Source organism: Winogradskyella rapida (genome assembly GCF_042675845.1).
Classification (GTDB): domain Bacteria; phylum Bacteroidota; class Bacteroidia; order Flavobacteriales; family Flavobacteriaceae; genus Winogradskyella; species Winogradskyella rapida.
In genome coordinates, this window is record NZ_JBHTKM010000063.1 from 1,994,461 (window position 1) to 2,011,728 (window position 17,268).

Annotated in this window: 17 protein-coding genes; 10 read left to right on the forward strand and 7 right to left on the reverse strand. The window is 35.9% G+C overall.

Translation table 11 applies throughout. From position 1 onward, the window contains the following. Positions 1-37: 37 nt before the first annotated feature. The 9 genes from ACFQ13_RS15905 to ACFQ13_RS15945 all read left to right on the forward strand — a co-directional run bounded on the left by ACFQ13_RS15905 (position 38) and on the right by ACFQ13_RS15945 (position 8,706). Positions 38-694 carry a CBS domain-containing protein gene (locus ACFQ13_RS15905; RefSeq protein ID WP_114308474.1) on the forward strand — a complete coding sequence of 219 codons (657 nt, stop codon included), beginning with the start codon at positions 38-40 and terminating at the stop codon, positions 692-694. A 2-nt stretch (positions 695-696) separates the two neighbouring features. Beyond that, positions 697-1,575 carry an NAD kinase gene (locus ACFQ13_RS15910; protein WP_386119488.1) on the forward strand — a complete coding sequence of 293 codons (879 nt, stop codon included), beginning with the start codon at positions 697-699 and terminating at the stop codon, positions 1,573-1,575. 112 nt (positions 1,576-1,687) lie between these two features. Then, positions 1,688-2,377: a type IX secretion system protein PorG gene (gene porG, locus ACFQ13_RS15915; RefSeq protein WP_386119100.1), complete on the forward strand. Its 690-nt coding sequence runs from the start codon at positions 1,688-1,690 to the stop codon at positions 2,375-2,377. Continuing rightward, positions 2,378-3,118, forward strand: coding sequence for an isoprenyl transferase (locus tag ACFQ13_RS15920; protein WP_114308476.1), 741 nt, complete (start codon positions 2,378-2,380; stop codon positions 3,116-3,118). Further along, the gene (gene bamA, locus ACFQ13_RS15925; protein WP_386119102.1) at positions 3,090-5,651 is read left to right on the forward strand and encodes an outer membrane protein assembly factor BamA; all 2,562 of its coding nucleotides are present in this window, start codon (positions 3,090-3,092) and stop codon (positions 5,649-5,651) included. The genes ACFQ13_RS15920 and bamA overlap by 29 nt, the downstream gene beginning before the upstream one ends. A gap of 141 nt (positions 5,652-5,792) precedes the next feature. Continuing rightward, positions 5,793-6,941 (forward strand): OmpH family outer membrane protein, encoded by a 1,149-nt coding sequence (locus tag ACFQ13_RS15930; protein ID WP_386119104.1) that lies wholly within the window; start codon positions 5,793-5,795, stop codon positions 6,939-6,941. Positions 6,942-6,975: 34 nt separating this feature from the next. After that, on the forward strand, positions 6,976-7,476 hold the full coding sequence (locus ACFQ13_RS15935) for an OmpH family outer membrane protein (RefSeq protein ID WP_114308478.1): 501 nt from the start codon (positions 6,976-6,978) through the stop codon (positions 7,474-7,476). 63 nt (positions 7,477-7,539) lie between these two features. Then, positions 7,540-8,322, forward strand: a complete 783-nt coding sequence (gene murI / locus ACFQ13_RS15940) for a glutamate racemase (protein WP_386119106.1) — start codon at positions 7,540-7,542, stop codon at positions 8,320-8,322. Positions 8,323-8,355: 33 nt separating this feature from the next. Next, positions 8,356-8,706: a GTPase gene (locus ACFQ13_RS15945; RefSeq protein ID WP_386119108.1), complete on the forward strand. Its 351-nt coding sequence runs from the start codon at positions 8,356-8,358 to the stop codon at positions 8,704-8,706. 15 nt (positions 8,707-8,721) lie between these two features. Here the strand turns inward: ACFQ13_RS15945 and ACFQ13_RS15950 are convergent, their stop codons facing one another. The 5 genes from ACFQ13_RS15950 to ACFQ13_RS15970 all read right to left on the reverse strand — a co-directional run bounded on the left by ACFQ13_RS15950 (position 8,722) and on the right by ACFQ13_RS15970 (position 14,284). Then, positions 8,722-9,240 carry a gamma carbonic anhydrase family protein gene (locus tag ACFQ13_RS15950; protein WP_386119110.1) on the reverse strand — a complete coding sequence of 173 codons (519 nt, stop codon included), beginning with the start codon at positions 9,238-9,240 and terminating at the stop codon, positions 8,722-8,724. Between the two features lie 120 nt (positions 9,241-9,360). After that, a complete protein-coding gene (rpsU, locus tag ACFQ13_RS15955; RefSeq protein ID WP_114308482.1) occupies positions 9,361-9,555 on the reverse strand; it encodes a 30S ribosomal protein S21 in 195 nt (64 codons plus the stop codon). Positions 9,556-9,774: 219 nt separating this feature from the next. Continuing rightward, complete coding sequence (locus tag ACFQ13_RS15960; RefSeq protein WP_114308483.1) at positions 9,775-10,638, reverse strand: sigma-70 family RNA polymerase sigma factor; 864 nt, start codon at positions 10,636-10,638, stop codon at positions 9,775-9,777. Positions 10,639-10,748: 110 nt separating this feature from the next. Continuing rightward, positions 10,749-13,424, reverse strand: a complete 2,676-nt coding sequence (locus tag ACFQ13_RS15965) for an AsmA-like C-terminal region-containing protein (RefSeq protein ID WP_386119112.1) — start codon at positions 13,422-13,424, stop codon at positions 10,749-10,751. 155 nt (positions 13,425-13,579) lie between these two features. After that, positions 13,580-14,284, reverse strand: a complete 705-nt coding sequence (locus ACFQ13_RS15970) for a queuosine precursor transporter (RefSeq protein ID WP_386119114.1) — start codon at positions 14,282-14,284, stop codon at positions 13,580-13,582. 301 nt (positions 14,285-14,585) lie between these two features. Between ACFQ13_RS15970 and folK the strand changes: the two genes are divergently transcribed. Continuing rightward, positions 14,586-15,734: a 2-amino-4-hydroxy-6-hydroxymethyldihydropteridine diphosphokinase gene (gene folK, locus ACFQ13_RS15975; RefSeq protein ID WP_386119115.1), complete on the forward strand. Its 1,149-nt coding sequence runs from the start codon at positions 14,586-14,588 to the stop codon at positions 15,732-15,734. A gap of 14 nt (positions 15,735-15,748) precedes the next feature. Here the strand turns inward: folK and ACFQ13_RS15980 are convergent, their stop codons facing one another. Continuing rightward, positions 15,749-16,399, reverse strand: coding sequence for a class I SAM-dependent methyltransferase (locus ACFQ13_RS15980; RefSeq protein WP_386119117.1), 651 nt, complete (start codon positions 16,397-16,399; stop codon positions 15,749-15,751). 47 nt (positions 16,400-16,446) lie between these two features. After that, on the reverse strand, positions 16,447-16,986 hold the full coding sequence (locus tag ACFQ13_RS15985; protein WP_386119119.1) for an RNA methyltransferase: 540 nt from the start codon (positions 16,984-16,986) through the stop codon (positions 16,447-16,449). Positions 16,987-17,268: the final 282 nt, after the last annotated feature.

Here is a 17,268-nt window from a genome sequence, read left to right on the forward strand (position 1 = left end):
TTTTCATTAATTTGCACCTTATTATAAATACCGTTTTATGGAACTTCAAGATTACATCATAAATGATATCAAACCTTTGAGTGTTACAGATAAGGTTAGTGACGTGAAAATGCTTTTTAATCAGCTGACGTACTCTCATATTCCTATTAATAAAGATGGGGTTTATATGGGATGTATCTCAGAAACGGATGCCCATTGTTTTGAAGCTGAAAAGACCATTGGAGATTGCCATTATGCTATGGAAGGTTTTTTTGTTAGGCCTACCACAATTTGGCTCGATGTGCTAGAAGCCTTTGCTCAAAATGACACCAATATAATGCCGGTTTTAGATGAAAAAAACAGCTATCTCGGGTATTATGAACTCAATGATATTATCCACCTCTTTAATGAGACGCCGTTCTTTTCAGAACCTGGTGGGGTTATTATTGTTGAAAAAGGCATTAATGATTATTCCTTTAGTGAAATTAGCCAAATTGTAGAATCTAATGATGCTAAAATATTAGGGGCTTTTGTGTCTAAAATTGATGGCGATTTAGTAAGAATCACCTTAAAAATAGGCAATATTAGCCTTAATGAAATTATCCAAACCTTCAGACGCTATAGTTATAATATTATTTCGGGGCATGAAGATGATACGTATTTAGAAAGTCTTAAATCGCGTTCTCAGTATTTGGATAAATACCTTAATATGTAATGATAAAAGTCGCAGTATACGGTCAGAATTATTCAAAAGAAATCACACAGCAGGCTGTTGAGAAATTAATCGATGTTTTAATTGAAAAAGAGGCCGAAATTTATGTGGAAGCCGCTTTTCTGGAGACCCAATTTCAGCAGGTTAAAGCCAATGCTAAAATCAAAACTTTTGATGCCTTAGATGCTAGTTTTAATTTGCTTATTAGTGTGGGTGGCGATGGAACCATATTAAGAGCGATAACCTATGTGCGGGATTTAAATATTCCTGTTGTAGGGATTAACACCGGACGTTTAGGATTTTTAGCGACCATTCAGATTGATGATATTCAGTCTGCCTTAACCGAGATCTTTAATGGGGCCTATAAAATCTCTGAACGGGCTTTACTTAGTGTTTCTACAGATCCCGAACATGAAGATGTTGTAGAAACCCATTTTGCCCTCAATGAAATTGCGATTAGTAGAAAAAATACCACCTCTATGATTACTATAGAAACCCATTTAGATGATGAGTTTCTTACCACGTATTGGGCCGATGGACTTATTTTATCTACACCAACGGGATCTACAGGGTATTCTCTAAGTTGTGGTGGACCTGTTATTGCGCCAAATGCAAAGAATTTTGTATTAACTACGATTGCTCCTCATAATTTAAGTGCAAGACCTTTAGTGCTGCCCGATAGTAAAACGGTTACGCTAAGAGTAGACGGGAGGGAAGATCAGTTTTTAATGTCTTTAGATTCGCGTATCGTCACGCTTTCTAATACCACTACGGTAACGGTAAAAAAAGCAGACTTTGTTATAAAAATGGTAGAATTGCTAGACGAGTCCTTTTTGGCAACGCTTAGAAAAAAGTTACTTTGGGGAGAAGATAGGCGTAACTAACTGCAAATAATACAATAATTAGTTTCAAAAACAGTTTATTTATAAGACCAAATTTGCGTCAGATGACTGTACGCAAATCAGAATTGTTATATTTGCAAACTTTGAAAATTTTATGAAGTACTTTATTTTGTTTTTATTAGGTGCTATCGCCACTAGAAATGTCCATGCTCAAATTTATGAGGTTGGTATCATTGCGGGTGGAACTAACGTTATAGGTGATGTTGGAGCAACCGATTATATAGCGCCCAATCAGTTTGCTATTGGGATCCTAGGGAAATGGAATAGAAGTGCAAGGCATTCGTTTAGAGCCTCAATTTTATTTTCAGAACTTAAAGGCGTTGATGCGGAATCTGACGATCCAAGACGAATAGCTCGTGATTACGAGTTTAGTACAGATATGTTAGAACTATCAGCAGGTATGGAATTTACATTTGTGGAGTTTGATTTGCATACGCCCGGATTTAAAGGAACGCCCTATTTGTATTCAGGAATAACAATAACCAATCACGATAATTATTATTTTAGTTCTAACGGGACCTATACTTCAGAAGGGACAAGTAGTTGGGCTTTCGGTATTCCGATGACCCTAGGCTATAAAGCGCGTATTGCCAATCAGTTTATTCTGGCAGCAGAACTAGGAGCACGCTATACTTTTTCTGATGAGTTAGATGGTAGTGTGCCCGACTCAGAAGATCGCGAAACCTTAAGTTTTGGGAATACGAATAATAATGATTGGTATATGTTTTCGGGAATTACATTAACTTACACCTTTGGAAGAAGGCCTTGCTATTGCAATTTTTAAATGAGTTTAAAAGAACAAATAAATAAAAAGAAATTACCAAGCCATGTAGCAATCATCATGGATGGTAACGGGCGTTGGGCAAAACAACAAGGTTTATTGCGAGTTATTGGTCATGAAAATGGAACAAAATCCGTAAGAGAAGCCGTAGAAGCTAGCGCAGAATTAGGAATTAAAAACTTAACGCTTTACGCCTTTTCAACAGAGAACTGGAACCGTCCGAAGCTAGAAGTACAAACCCTAATGAAACTTTTAGTAAAGTCCTTAAAGAAAGAAATTAAAACTTTACAGGACAATAATATTAAGCTGAATGCTATCGGTTGCCTTAAAGATCTTCCTAAAAAGGCGCACCAAGAACTCTTAGATGTTATTGAGAAAACGAAGGAGAATACAAATATGACGCTTACTTTGGCGTTAAGTTATGGTTCTCGTGAAGAAATTGTTAATGTTATTAAGGAATTATCAGTTAAAGTTAAAAATAATATAATTTCCTCTGAAAGTATTGACGAATCAATTATTAATAAGCATCTTTACACGCAAAATTTACCAGATGTAGACCTACTTATACGCACAAGTGGAGAGCAACGAATTAGTAACTTTTTGCTCTGGCAGATAGCTTACGCAGAATTATATTTTACAGATATTTTATGGCCAGATTTTAAAAAAGAAAATCTCTATGAGGCCCTTATAAATTATCAAAACAGAGAACGAAGATTTGGAAAAACAAGCGAACAACTTACCTAACCACGCAGTATTGACGTCATTTATTCAACGCATTTGCATTGCACTCCTTTTTACAATTTCCCTTAGTAGTTATGGACAAGTAGAAGATGGAGAGACCTATTTAATTAAGGAAATTAATGTTACCGGAAACACCAATTTTAGTGCTCAAACTATTATTGCCTATTCTAAATTAAGAAAGGATGAAGAAATTCAGGTTGGAGGCGAAAAAATAGCCAATGCTGTAAAGACCTTATGGAAGTCTAACCTATTTAGTAGTATTGATATTTATATTACGAATATAGAGGGTAATACCGCTAATTTAGAAATTAATCTTAGCGATTTACCTGAGCTTAAAGAACTTACCATTGTAGGGGTAAAGCGTGGTAAAAGAGATGAGATTATTAATGAAAATAAGCTGAAGCCTGGACAAAAGGTAACAGAAAACCTTATTGCTACCACTAAAAACTACCTTACTAATAAGTACCGTAAAAAAGGATATTTAAATACCAAAGTAAGAATTACGACCTCTGAAGTGGTAGACTCTGTAGAAAAAGAACGTGTTAATATGCGTTTGGTTCTCGATCAAGGTGAAAAGGTAAAGATCAAGTCTATCAATTTTGATGGGAATGAGAAAATAGCAGATAAGAAGCTTCGTAAAGCCATGAAACATACGAAGCAAAAGAACTTTATCCGTATTTTAAAACGTTCTAAATATATAGAAGACGATTTTAGAGAAGACCTTGTTAGTGTTATTGATTACTATAAAGAGAATGGATATAGAGATGCAAGAATAATTTCAGATTCTATTTCTTACATCGATGATAAAACCATTAGCCTAGACATTAAAGTTGAAGAAGGAGAGAAGTATACCTTCGGAAAGATTTCTTTCGTAGGAAACACGGTTTATTCAGATCAACAATTATCTAATCTTTTAGGTTTAAAAGAAGGCGATACTTATAATGGTGTAGAATTAAGAGAGCGTATTGCAGATAATTCTAATCCAGATGCTAATGATATTACTAATGCTTACCAAAACTGGGGGTATATGTTCTCTTCTATCAATCCTGTAGAAGTAAGTGCGGAAGGTAATGTTATTGATATGGAGATTCGTATTTCTGAAGGAAAACCAGCTTACTATAATAATGTTACTGTTGTAGGTAATGATGTGACTAATGATCACGTGATTTATAGAGAAATAAGAACCCGTCCAGGAGAACTTTATAGAAAATCTGAAATTATCAGAACCATTAGAGAGTTAGGACAATTAGGATTTTTTGATGCACAACAAATTGCACCGAATGTAAAAAATCCAAATCCAGTAGACGGAACCTTAGATATTGAATACTCTGTAGTAGAGCAAGGATCTAGCCAGATCCAACTACAAGGGGGTTACGGTGGCGGTGGCTTTATCGGAACCTTAGGACTTTCATTTAATAACTTTGCTATTAAAGATATCTTTAAGAAAGATGCCTATAAGCCGGTACCTCGTGGAGACGGTCAAAGTTTAGCCTTAAGACTTCAAGCGAGTCAGTATTACCAAACCTATAGTTTCTCATTTAGTGAGCCATGGTTAGGAGGTAAAAAACCATACCAATTATCATCTTCACTTTCGTATTCAAGACAGTTTTTATACGATTCTTCAACAGGAAGTGCCGATAAGAGTAAAAGTTTTAACATTACCGGTCTAACCCTCGGATTATCAACACGTCTAGCAGAACCAGATGATTACTTCTTATTATCTCAAGCCATTAGTTTCCAGCATTATAACTTAAAGAATTATAGTACTAGTTTATTTACCTTTGGTGATGGAACGTCTAACAACCTATCATATACTATTGGTTTAAGTAGAAATAACCTTTATACAGATCCTATTTATCCAACAGGAGGTTCTAACTTCTCAGTGTCAGCAAAATTCTCTTTCCCTTACTCTTTAGTTAACGGTGTAGATTATGAAGCTTTAGCTGAAGAGCGTGCCGATTCTAATACTACAGATGAAAGAATCTCTGAAATTGACCAAGAACGTTTTAAATGGTTAGAATTTTATAAGATTAAATTCAAAGCGGATTGGTACCAAGCCTTAACGAAAAAGTTAGTCTTACGTCCTAGTATAGAATTTGGATTCCTTGGCGCTTATAACAGTGACCGTGGTGTTATTCCTTTTGAGCGTTTCTTCTTAGGAGGTGATGGTCTAGCGAACTACTCTTTAGATGGAAGAGAAGTGGTACAATTACGTGGATATCCAAACCAATCGTTATCCGATGCAGATGGGGGATCTATTTACAACAAGTTTTCTTTAGAACTTCGTTACCCTATTACCTTAGGAGCACAGGCTAAGATTTATGCTTTATCATTTTTAGAAGCGGGGTCTTCAGTTAATGATTTTAAAGATTTCGATCCGTTTAAACTTCAAAGATCGGCAGGTTTTGGACTTAGAATCTTTATGCCAGCATTCGGTTTATTAGGAATTGATTTCGGTCATGCTTTTGATGAGTCACCTTACGGAACAGCCGTTAAAAATTGGGAAACTCACTTCATCATTGGACAACAATTTTAAGTTTGGCACGATATTTTCTAATATCAAAATAAGGATTTCATCAGTTTGTTAAAATTTTTAAGATTATATTTCGTTAAATTTGAAGATTAGTATTGCTAAGTAGATAATCCATTTAGTTTTACGGTTAAATTGTCTCAAACTATGAAAATACAAATGATGAAATTTAAAGTTCTTTTTTTACTCACCATATTAGGGTTAACTAGCTTTAGCGCATTTGCACAACGTGGCGTTAGAATTGGTTATATCGATACCGAATACATCTTACAAAATGTACCCGAGTATCAAGAAGCCTCATCACAGTTAGATAAAAAAGTACTGCAATGGAAGTCTGAAATTGAAAAAAAGCTCAAAGCGATTCAGCAGAAGAAAAATGAGCTCGACAATGAAAGTGTACTTCTTACAAAGGAATTATATGACGAACGTTTTGAAGATATTTCTTTTGAAGAGGCTGAGGTTTTAGACTACCAACAAAAACGTTTTGGGCCAGAAGGAGATTTAATGATTCAGAAACGCCAGCTTATTGAGCCAATCCAAGATCAAATTTTTGCAGCGGTACAAGAAATTGCCGATACCAAAAAATACGATTTTGTATTTGATAAGTCTGCAGATGTTGTGATGCTGTATTCAGCAGAACGCTACGATATCAGTGAGCAAGTTTTAAGAACGATTACCAGAAGCTCTAAACGTACACAGGCGAAGAACAAGAAAGAACGAAAAGCTTTAGAAGAGGAAGCTGTTGTTCCTGATGTGGATAGTGATAAAGATGAACGTCAACAAGCCTTAGACGCTCGTAAAGCGGAACGTGAAGCACAACTCGCCGCTAAACGTGCAGAGCGTGAAAAAGCAATTGAAGACCGTAAAAAAGCACAAGAAGCTTTAAGAGAAGAGCGAAGAAAAGAGGCCGAAGAACGTCGTGCTAAAGCAGAAGCCTTAAGAAATGGAACGGAAACTTCTGAAGACACAAGTACTAAAGATGGAGAGGTTGCTTCTAAAACGGTGCAAACGGATAGTATTTCTGGACCTGTGAAGCTTATAAAATCAGACAGTACAAAAGTAGAGGCGGTTGTTAAAAAGGATTCTGTGAAAACAGAGAAACCAAAAACCGCTGCAGAGTTAGCCGCAGAACAACGTGCTAAAAAATTAAAAGAGCGCGAAGCACGCCAAAAAGCCTTAGAAGAGCGTAAACAAAAAATAATTAATCAAAGATTACAAGCGCGTAAAGAACGCGAAGAACAAGTAAGAATAAACGATTCTATAGCGAAAGCTAAGAAAAACGAAGACAATAATTAATAACAAGTAATACATTAAAATCAATTTAAATCAAATGAAACATTTAAAATCTTTATTATTTGCAGCAGTACTTTTTATCGGAGCTACAAGTTTTAGCTCAGCGCAAAGCAGTGTTGCCCATATTAATAAGCAAGAGTTAATAAAATCGATGCCAGCTTATGCTCAAGCACAAGCTGAGATTGAAAAATTAGGGAAAACCTATGAAGCGCAAATACAATCTTCAATTAAAGAATTAGATACGAAGTTAAAGCAATACAATGCTGAGGCAGAATCTAAGACTGAAGAAGAAAACATGAAGCGTATGCAAGAAGTTGAAGGGATTAAGCAGAGCTTAGGTGAGTTTCAACAACAAGCACAAAAGGATTTACAGGAAAAAGAATTTAACCTTTTAAAGCCTATCGTTGCTAAAGCAGATAACGCAATTAAAGCCGTTGCTAAAGCACAAGGAATTAAGTACGTTGTGGATGCTGCAATGTTAATCGTTGCCGATGGTAAAGACCTTATGGCAGATGTTAAAAAACAATTAGGAATGTAATCCTGATTAAAATAAATATTTAGAAAGTCGCTTAATCTTAAGCGACTTTTTATTTTTGTACCCATGAGTAATAAGCAAGCTATAGGACTATTTGATTCGGGCATTGGTGGAACCTCCATCTTTAAGGAAATCCATGCCTTATTGCCTTATGAATCTTGTATTTACTTAGCCGATAGTAAAAATGCCCCTTATGGTAACCGCTCTAAAGAAGATATTCTTCGTTTAAGTATTAAAAACACGGAATACTTAATAGATCAGGGGTGTAAAATTATTGTTGTGGCTTGCAATACGGCAACCACCAATGCTATTGCGTATTTAAGAGCAACTTATAAGCTGCCTTTTATTGGCATTGAACCCGCTATTAAACCTGCGGCGCTAAACACCCAATCTAAAGCTATTGGAATCTTAGCCACCCAAGGGACCTTGAGCAGCCAGTTGTTTCATAAAACAACAGATCTCTACTCTAAAGGGATTAAAATTATTGAACAAGTTGGGGACGGCATTGTTTCTCTTATTGAAACGGGGAGGTTAGAGTCTGACGAAATGAAAGGCCTACTAGAAATCTATTTAAAGCCCATGTTAGAGGCGGATATAGATTATTTAGTCCTTGGCTGTACGCATTACCCATATTTAATTCCTATGCTCTCTAAAATGCTGCCTAGCCATATCAAGATTATAGATTCGGGTAGAGCCGTGGCCCAACAAACTAAAGCGGTATTGGCCCAAAACGACTTATTAACAACTAATACCCAGAAACCAAATATTCAGTTGTTTTCAAATAGTGATACCGCGGTTTTAGAGGCTATTGTTAAGCATCAGTTTAAAGTTTCTTATTTAGATTTTTAGTAAGGTTTTGCTGCTTTGTAACACTAAGGGCGTATGACGTTACTTTTTGTTTATAATGCGAACTCCGGAAAATGGAATGGCTTATTTGATATGGGCCATAAGATATGGAGCCCTTCAACCTATTCTTGCCAACTGTGTTCCTTAACGCATGGCGTGTTTACAGAGCATAAGCTTTGGAAACGTTTTAGATCGGAGAGCCCTGTAGACATGCAGTTTTACCATAAGGACGAGTTTGAGGCTAAATATCCAAATTTAGAGCTCAGTTATCCTATTATATTACGTTATGAAAACAACGCCCTTCAGCCGTTTTTAGAGACAGAGCGTTTAAATGCTATGGCTTCCTTAGAAGAATTGATAGCGAGCCTTGAAAAAGAGCTTAAATAAGCCGAGGTGAAAGGCTTACTCTTCTTTAAACCAACTCGAGTATTTTATATAGTTATTAGCAATACGATCAATTTCACCTGAGATTAAAGCTTCGCTGATATCTTTTACTTTTTTTGCCGGAACACCAGCATAAATACTTCCAGATTCTACATGGGTATTTTTAGTCACCACTGCGCCTGCGGCAATAATACTATTGCTCTCTACAACACAATCGTCCATAACAATACTCCCCATTCCAATAAGGACGTTATCTTTAATGGTACATCCATGGACTAAGGCATTATGACCAATAGAGACGTTATTCCCAATAGTGGTTGGTGATTTTTGGTAGGTCGCATGGATTACGGCGCCGTCTTGTATATTAACTTTATTGCCTATAATAATGCTGTGGACATCACCTCTAATCACGGCGTTAAACCAAATACTACATTGTTTACCTAAACTAACATCGCCTACAATAGTAGCGTTTTCGGCAACGTAGCAATCTTCTGGAATTTGTGGGTGTTTCCCTTGAACAGGTTTTATAAGTGGCATAATGGGTAGGTTTTAAATATACCCTTAAAGATAAAGCTTAAAACCCAATTTTATTTCAATTTTAAGCAAAAAAAAGAGTAGCGTAGGCTACTCTTTTTTTTAAATGCTATAATGAGAAAACTATACGTTTTCTGCGTCCCTTAAGCCTTGGATGTACTCAGCTTTCTGAACTTCTCTTCTTCTCTTTACAGAAGGTTTAGTGAAATAACGAGACTCTCTAAGGTTCTGCATAATTTGCACATTTCTGTGTTTACGCTTGTAACGCTTAAGTGCACGTTCTATATTTTCTCCTTCTTTAATTTCGATTTTAATCATTATATCGATATATTTTTGTTAACTAATTCTTGCAAATGGTCGGCAAATATACTCTAACTATTTGAAAATAAAAAATTAATTGAAACTTTTAAACATTTATTTTCAAAATTGCATATTTCACTACAACTAAAACTTAAAAGCGTCGTAGTGAAAGTACTATGCTTAGGGTATGGGCTTCGTTTTCAGAGTTTATCTAAATAATGAGGCCAAGCCTATACTTTACCCTAAATAGGTCTTTAAGATTTTACTTTTACTCGCATGTCTTAATCTACGAATCCCTTTTTCTCTAATTTGTCTTACACGTTCGCGCGTTAGGTCGTAAATACTTCCAATTTCTTCTAAAGTCATTGGAGGTTGATCGCCAATACCAAAGTTTAATCGGATGACATCACTCTCTTTTTGTGTTAAGGTTTCTAAGGCACGTTCAACTTCAACATTTAAAGATTCGCGCATTAAATCTCTATCTGGTCTTGGAGACTCTCCAGAACTTACAACATCATATAAACTAAAGGTTTCACCATCTTTTAACGGTGCATCCATAGATAAGTGACGTCCCGAATTCTTCATGGATTGCTTTACTTCTCGAACACTAAGGTCCAATTCTCCGGCAATTTCATCAGCGTTTGGTGGCCTTTGGTTAATTTGCTCTAAATGTGAAAAGGCCTTATTAATTTTATTAATAGTTCCAATTTTATTCAACGGCAAGCGCACAATACGCGACTGTTCTGCTAAGGCTTGTAAGATGGCTTGTCTAATCCACCATACGGCATAAGAAATAAATTTAAAACCTCTTGTTTCATCAAAACGTTTTGCCGCTTTAACTAATCCGGCGTTACCTTCATTAATTAAATCGGGTAATTTTAAACCTTGATTCTGATATTGCTTAGCAACGGAAACAACAAATCGTAAATTGGCTGTTGTTAATTTATCTAATGCAGCTTGATCACCTTTTTTAATAAGTTGTGCTAATTCCACTTCTTCATCAGCAGTTATCAACGGGATCTTACTTATATCTTGTAAATACTTATCTAAAGATTTGTCTTCCCTGTTGGTAACTTGCTTGGTGATTTTTAATTGCCTCATGTATTCTTTGAAATTTTGTGAACCTTCAATGTAACCTAATTATTAAGAATTCCAAAAAATTATGGATTTATTAACATTTTTTGAGAGAAATTTGTTATTTTTTGCAACCATCAATTGGTTTTAGTGGTATCCTGAGCTGTGGTTGTTTTCTTACTACCACCTAAAAGTCCGCCTAAAATATTGCTAACACCCTCTTTTACTTTGTCTTTCGTGGTTTGGTCTTCAGTGGTTTCTGTTGCCGTTGCCGTAGAATCTGTTTTAGTGGCCTCGCTATTTCCGTTGGTCAATCCACTTAATAAGTCCTTAACTTTGTCTTTTCCTTGATCAATTAATTTCTGTTTTTCAATTTCAATTAACTGTTTGGTTAAATTGGTAACACCAGAAGAAAGGTCGGTTTGCACGTTAGGGCTAGAAAAAGTTCCGCCTATATTAGCCGTGACAGGGATGCTTAGGTTGCTAACTTCACTATCGTCAATTTTTCCGATTAACTGATTTACATCACTCCCTAAATATTTCGCAGGTACCTGTAAAACGGCATTATAGTTCATGGTGTTACTGAAACTATGTGATCCTGAAATTTCAATAGGAATGTCTTTATAGCTTAATGTAAAAGGTTTTACGGCTACATTACCATTTTCGAAACTTAAATTGGCTACAATGTCTTTTAGGTTTAAAGCCTCAAGGTCTATAAAATTTAATTTGCTGTCTAAGCTAGTGAGTAATGGACTGTTGCTTGTGTCTATCTCATCGGTTAATATTTTTGCTAAAGCACTACCAGAAATTGTGCTTAAATCTGGTGAAAAGCTATCATCTAAATTACCGCTGATATCTATAGTAGAATTAAATTTACCTTGTAATACCTTGGCAATCGGAGCGAGTGCTTTAAGCATCTCTAAGTCTGAAAAAGATTGAGAAATATCAAAGTTTTCCATTCCTAGTTTAACATCAAAGGTTGGTTTCTCGCCCTTCGTAGAAACATTTCCAGTAATCCCTAATTGGCCATTAAAAATATCGGTGGTCATATTCTCTAAGCGCGCCGTTTGATCTTTAATCACTAATTGCCCTTTTACATTTTTTAGATTTAAGTTATCGTAGACCACTGTTTTTGCATTAGCCGAAATGGTACAATCTAAAAAGGCAGGAATTTTAAGGGCTTCCGCATTTGCCGAAGTCGTTGTGTTGCTATTTTCTGAAGTTTCTTGTGTGGTGGTCTCTTCCGTCATAAAATCGGATAACGCGAAGGTATTCGAATTTAAGCTGAAATTTCCTTTTAGGTTTTTATCGCTTAGCATAAAGCCAAGTAAGTTGTTGATGGTTCCGGTCGCTGAGAAATCACTATCTCCAGTATAGGCATCAAAACTATTAAGACTAACGGTTCCGGGTTTAAAGGTTAAGTTAGCAGTGTTAATTTGAATGGGATTTAAGATGTCTTCCGAAGAAAATACAAAATCAGAAAGTCCTATTTCACCGGTACTCTTAATACGTTGGTAAGCGTTGGTCTCAATGGCTTCCATGTCAAACGAGGTACTCATATTGGCTTTTAAAATTCCGCTGAGCTCATTCTCTAATTCTATAGGATAAGCTTGAGACAGGTGACCTAAGTTTAAAACACCTTCTAACTGGGCCGCAACAAGCATGTTTTTAGTGACATCTTTAAGGGAAGCTTTGGCCTTAAAAAGATCCTCATCGATCTGAAAATTAAATTTATCGATATTCACAAAGGTGTCATCAACATTCCCTGTGCTGTTTTTTATTGAAACGTCTATCCCAATATTTTTAACGCTCTTAGGAAGTTGTGGAAACTTAAAGGATGCATTTTCAGAAAGTAAATTAATATCTAAGGTCGGAATGGTTTCTTCAGAAACTAAACCTTTAACGATGCCGTTAACAGTAAAGTTTCCGGTAGTACTAACATCGGCAACATCTTTAGCGTAGGCTTCTGGGATAAGCGCAAGGAAATCTTTAAAGGTGGCGCCTGGGTTTTTAAAACTCAGGTCTATTTGTTGTCCGGCTTCAACCAATTGTATATAGCCGTCAAACTCTAAAGGTAGCGCATTGATGAAGGCTTTGTTTTCTTTAAATGTGTATTTCTGTTGGTCTAAATCTAAATCGATTAAGGCGTCTAGCTTTACGGTGTTATTGCTTAAATAAGCGGTGCTGTCCATTACAAAACTAACATGAGCCTCTGTTTCGGTATCGAGCTCTGATGTGTTTCCTGAAAAAATACCGGTTCCAAAGTGATTAATTTCAGTAAGGTAAAAAGCCATATTAGACGTGTCATCTATATAGGTGAAGGCACTATTGTTAAGTTCGTAATGCTCAATATCAAAACTAAAACTTGCCGTGCTTTCAGGTGCTGTTGTAGTTGCTTCAGGGGTTTCACTTTCTTTTACAATATCGTAATTCACGGCTCCGGTATTATTTGTTTTAATTACCAAAAGCAGTTCATTAGCAATAATTTCATTGACTTCTAGTGGAGTATCGGTACCATTTAATAACTGCATCATGCCCATTTCAAACGAAAGCGACTGTGCTGTAGCTAAGGTTTCACCTTCAAAAGGCGCGCGGTTTGTAATCTTTAAATTGTCTACGCTGACCGAGGCTTTAGGGAAACTACTTATAAGACTAAGACTGATGTCATCAAATGATAAATCGGCATTTAAGTTTTCATCGGCATAATTTTGCACAATGCTGTCTATTTTAGACTCTAAAACGAAGGGTATTGCAATAAGAATGGCTAAAAATAAGACGGCTATAATTCCAATGATTTTCAGTAGTTTTTTCATAAGGTCTATTAAGTTGGTGAATTTTCGTTTGTAATATATACGCAAATTTCTGTACAAAAGTTGCTTGTTTTACGAAGTTTAAGAAGATTTTAATGATTTATTCGCCCTAAAAAGTATTTCGTCTTTAATATATAAGGAAATAAAAGACTGTGCTCTTAAAGTAAATCTATTTCTTGATTTGTTCTAAGGCGGAAACGCTTGCGGAAAAGAAACACACCTAAATACAGAAACGGTGTGTCTAATATAGCGACAATCACTTTAAAAAGAAAGCCACTAACCAGCAGACCTTTGAAGTTGTCCCAATCAATAATACCAAAGCTACAGAGTAGCGTAACAATGGTTAGGGTGTCTATAAATTGAGAAAACCAAGTTGAAAAATTATTTCTAAGCCATAAGTGCTTGCCTTTGGTAAGGCGTTTCCAGAAATGATAAATCTGAATGTCTACAAATTGAGCAAACAAATAGGTGAGCATGCTTGCAAACACCGCAATGGTGGTGTTTCCAAAAACGGTATGAAATAATTCATTGTCTACATAAGACCATTCCGTTGCAGGGACCTGAGCCGCCACATAAATGATGAGTAATGAAAATAAAGACGCAAATATGCCGACCACCACAATATCATTAGCGCGCTTTTTACCATAGATTTCGCTGATCAGGTCTGTAATAAGAAAAGTGATTGGGTAGGGTAGAATCCCCACGGAGATTTCAAATAATTTAGTGCCAAAGATTTCTATGTCTAAAGGATACCAATAAAAGAATTTCTGAAAAATTAAATTTGAAACCACAAGAGACGTAATAAACAGACCAGCAAGTAGCAGATATATGCGTTGTGCTAAAAGTTTGTCTCTTAATGTCATTCAGATGCTTTTGGGGTGAGGTGTAAATATAAAGAATTTGTTTGAGCCAACGCGCCTTAAGACCAAGCGACTCATGCGGAGTTCTTATTCCTTGGGATTAAATTCTAGGGTTGGAGGGTTTATCTTATTGATAGCCTTGTGTGTAGGGTTTAAAGTAGGTTGTTCTTTTTAATAGGTTTTAAAAGCCTTGTTGTTATTTTTAATTTTTTATTTGAAAGAACAGTGCTGAAATCATTAGCATAATAGGTTTAGTTTTAGTTATTTTGTCCCTCCCGATTCGTCATAGAAACGGCATCCATTTATGAAGCCAAGCAAAACCATTCACATCGCATTAGGAAGTAACAAAGGGCAGAAATTGCAGTATTTGCAACAGGCCATTGATGCTGTTTTTGAGCATGTAGGTGTGGTGAAAAAGATTTCTTCAGTATATAAAACCCCAGCCTTAGGATTTGATGGTGATGATTTTTATAATGCTTGCATCACGGTTGAAACAGAATTAAAGCCCAAGAAGGTTTTAAAGGCTTTGCAATCTATTGAAACGGCTTTGGGGAGACAATCTAAAACAACGGAAGGGTATGCTTCTCGTGAAATTGATTTAGATATTTTGTTTTTTGAAGATGAAATCCTTCAAGAAAACACCTTAACGATTCCGCATGCCGAGTTACACAAGCGTAAATTTGTGTTGCAGCCGCTACGAGATATCACTACCGATTTTCAACATCCTGTGCTTCAAAAATCATTAGAGCAATTATGGGAAGAATGCGAGGATCCTTCGGTGATTGAAGTACTTAATGTTCAACTTGAGAATCCTATAGATTCGTTCCGTTTTAAACGCTATAATTATATTGCTATTGAAGGCAATATAGGGGCCGGTAAAACCAGTTTAACACATAAGATTGCGCAAGATTTTAATGCTAAAATTATTTTAGAACGCTTTGCAGATAATCCGTTTCTTCCAAAGTTTTATAAAGAACCAGAGCGTTATGCCTTTACTCTAGAGATGTCATTTTTAGCCGATCGTTATCAGCAGATCAGTGATGATTTATCGCAGCTCGATCTCTTTAAGGATTTTATGGTGAGTGATTATGATGTGTTTAAGTCTTTAATCTTTTCTAAAATTACCCTAGCTGAAGATGAGTTTAGGTTGTATAGAAAATTGTTTTACCAAGTATATAAAGATATTGCCAAGCCAGATTTGTATGTGTATCTATACCAAAACACAGAACGTTTACAGGCTAATATTAAAAAACGCGGACGTAATTACGAGAAGGATATTAAAGACGATTACTTGGAGAAAATTAATGCAGGTTATCTCGATTTCTTAAAGAGCCAGCCAGAGATGAACGTGAAAATTATTGATATCTCTGATAAGGATTTTGTAAAATCTCGTGAAGATTATTTATGGCTTTTGAATCAAATTAGTGAGGCGGCACTTGTACCTCAATCTTAATAATCACGTTAAGGTTAGACTTCGTTTTGATATAGGAGGGTTACTATTTGTCCTTTTTGATTTGTGGGAAGGCTTACCGTGAGTTGCTCTACATGCTTAACGTTTAAATGAAACGGCGGTTTTAACAGGTTAACTCCACTGTTTTGTTTTAGTCGAATTCCCAAACTTGAAATTTTATCTTTGTTCGCTTCAAACTCACCTTGAGGGATATGTTCGGTTAAGATAATATAAGGGTAGCGTTTTAATTTCTGAACAATTTTAAGGATTTCAGCATTAGATAAATGTTGAAGCACCTGCCGAATGATAATGCAATCGGCTTCAGGTAAATCATCCTCTACAATGTTTAAACAGCGGAATTCTAAATTTTTAGCTTTAAATACGGTTTTGTTTCTTTCAATTAAGCTTTCAACAATGTCAATACCAATATAAGTCTTGCTGTATGGTATAAGCTGTTTTCCAATATTAAAATCACCACAACCCAAGTCGCAAACTGTTAAGTTGTTATGGTGTGCTTTTAGAAAGGAGGTCACGGCCTCTATATAAGGTTTGGTAATGGCGGTGTGATGTGAGCCTTCTCCAGAATAAAAATCAAAGTCTTTGCCGCCCCAAAGGTGCTGCTCGTAAATCTGTTCCATGACAGCTTTAGTGGGCCAAGGTGTTTTCATTTCTTTTGTTTAACGTCTTGCTATTTTGAACAACCAACAACCAACAACTAAGAACTCACTTTTAACTTCGAAAACACATCCCAAATCACTACACCACAACTCACCGAGATATTCAAGGAATGTTTTGTACCGTATTGCGGAATCTCTATAACAACATCACTAGCGTCAACAACGTCTTGGGCAACACCTTTAACCTCGTTGCCAAACACAAAGGCATATTTGTTTTGCGCTTGCGGTTTAAACTGATCTAACATTGTTGCGTTTTCGGCTTGTTCAATGGCACAGATTTGAACCCCGTCTTGCTTTAATTTTTCAATGACCTCTAAAGTGTGTTCGGCATATTCCCAAGCTACGGTTTCAGTACTGCCTAAGGCGGTTTTTCTTATGTCGTTGTGCGGTGGTTGCGCCGTAATACCACAGAGGTAAATCTTTTCAATTAAAAAAGCGTCACTAGTTCTAAAAACCGATCCAATATTGTTTAAGCTTCTAATATTATCAAGTACAATAATAATTGGTGATTTTTTAGCAGTTTTAAATTCTGAAACTTCTAATCGGTCTAACTCTTCGTTTTTTAGTTTTCTTTTCAATTGAGCTTAATTTTTTAATTTAATTTTTGAAACAAGCCTAAAGTCTTCTTAAGGGGTAATGGTTAAAACTACCGTTTGGATTTTTTTAATCGCAACAGTAAGACTGTTTCCAATAGGGAGCTTTAGGGTTGTCATTTTTCATTTTACGAGGCCCTACAGTTTTAAAAACCTAAGAGGTCTGAAAAGTGAAATTATAAACATCTGTAAATAACTTCTAGTCTTTCGGTTTCAATAAGCCTTAAAATATAAGTAATTTAGCAAACTTGCAATGTTCAAATATTT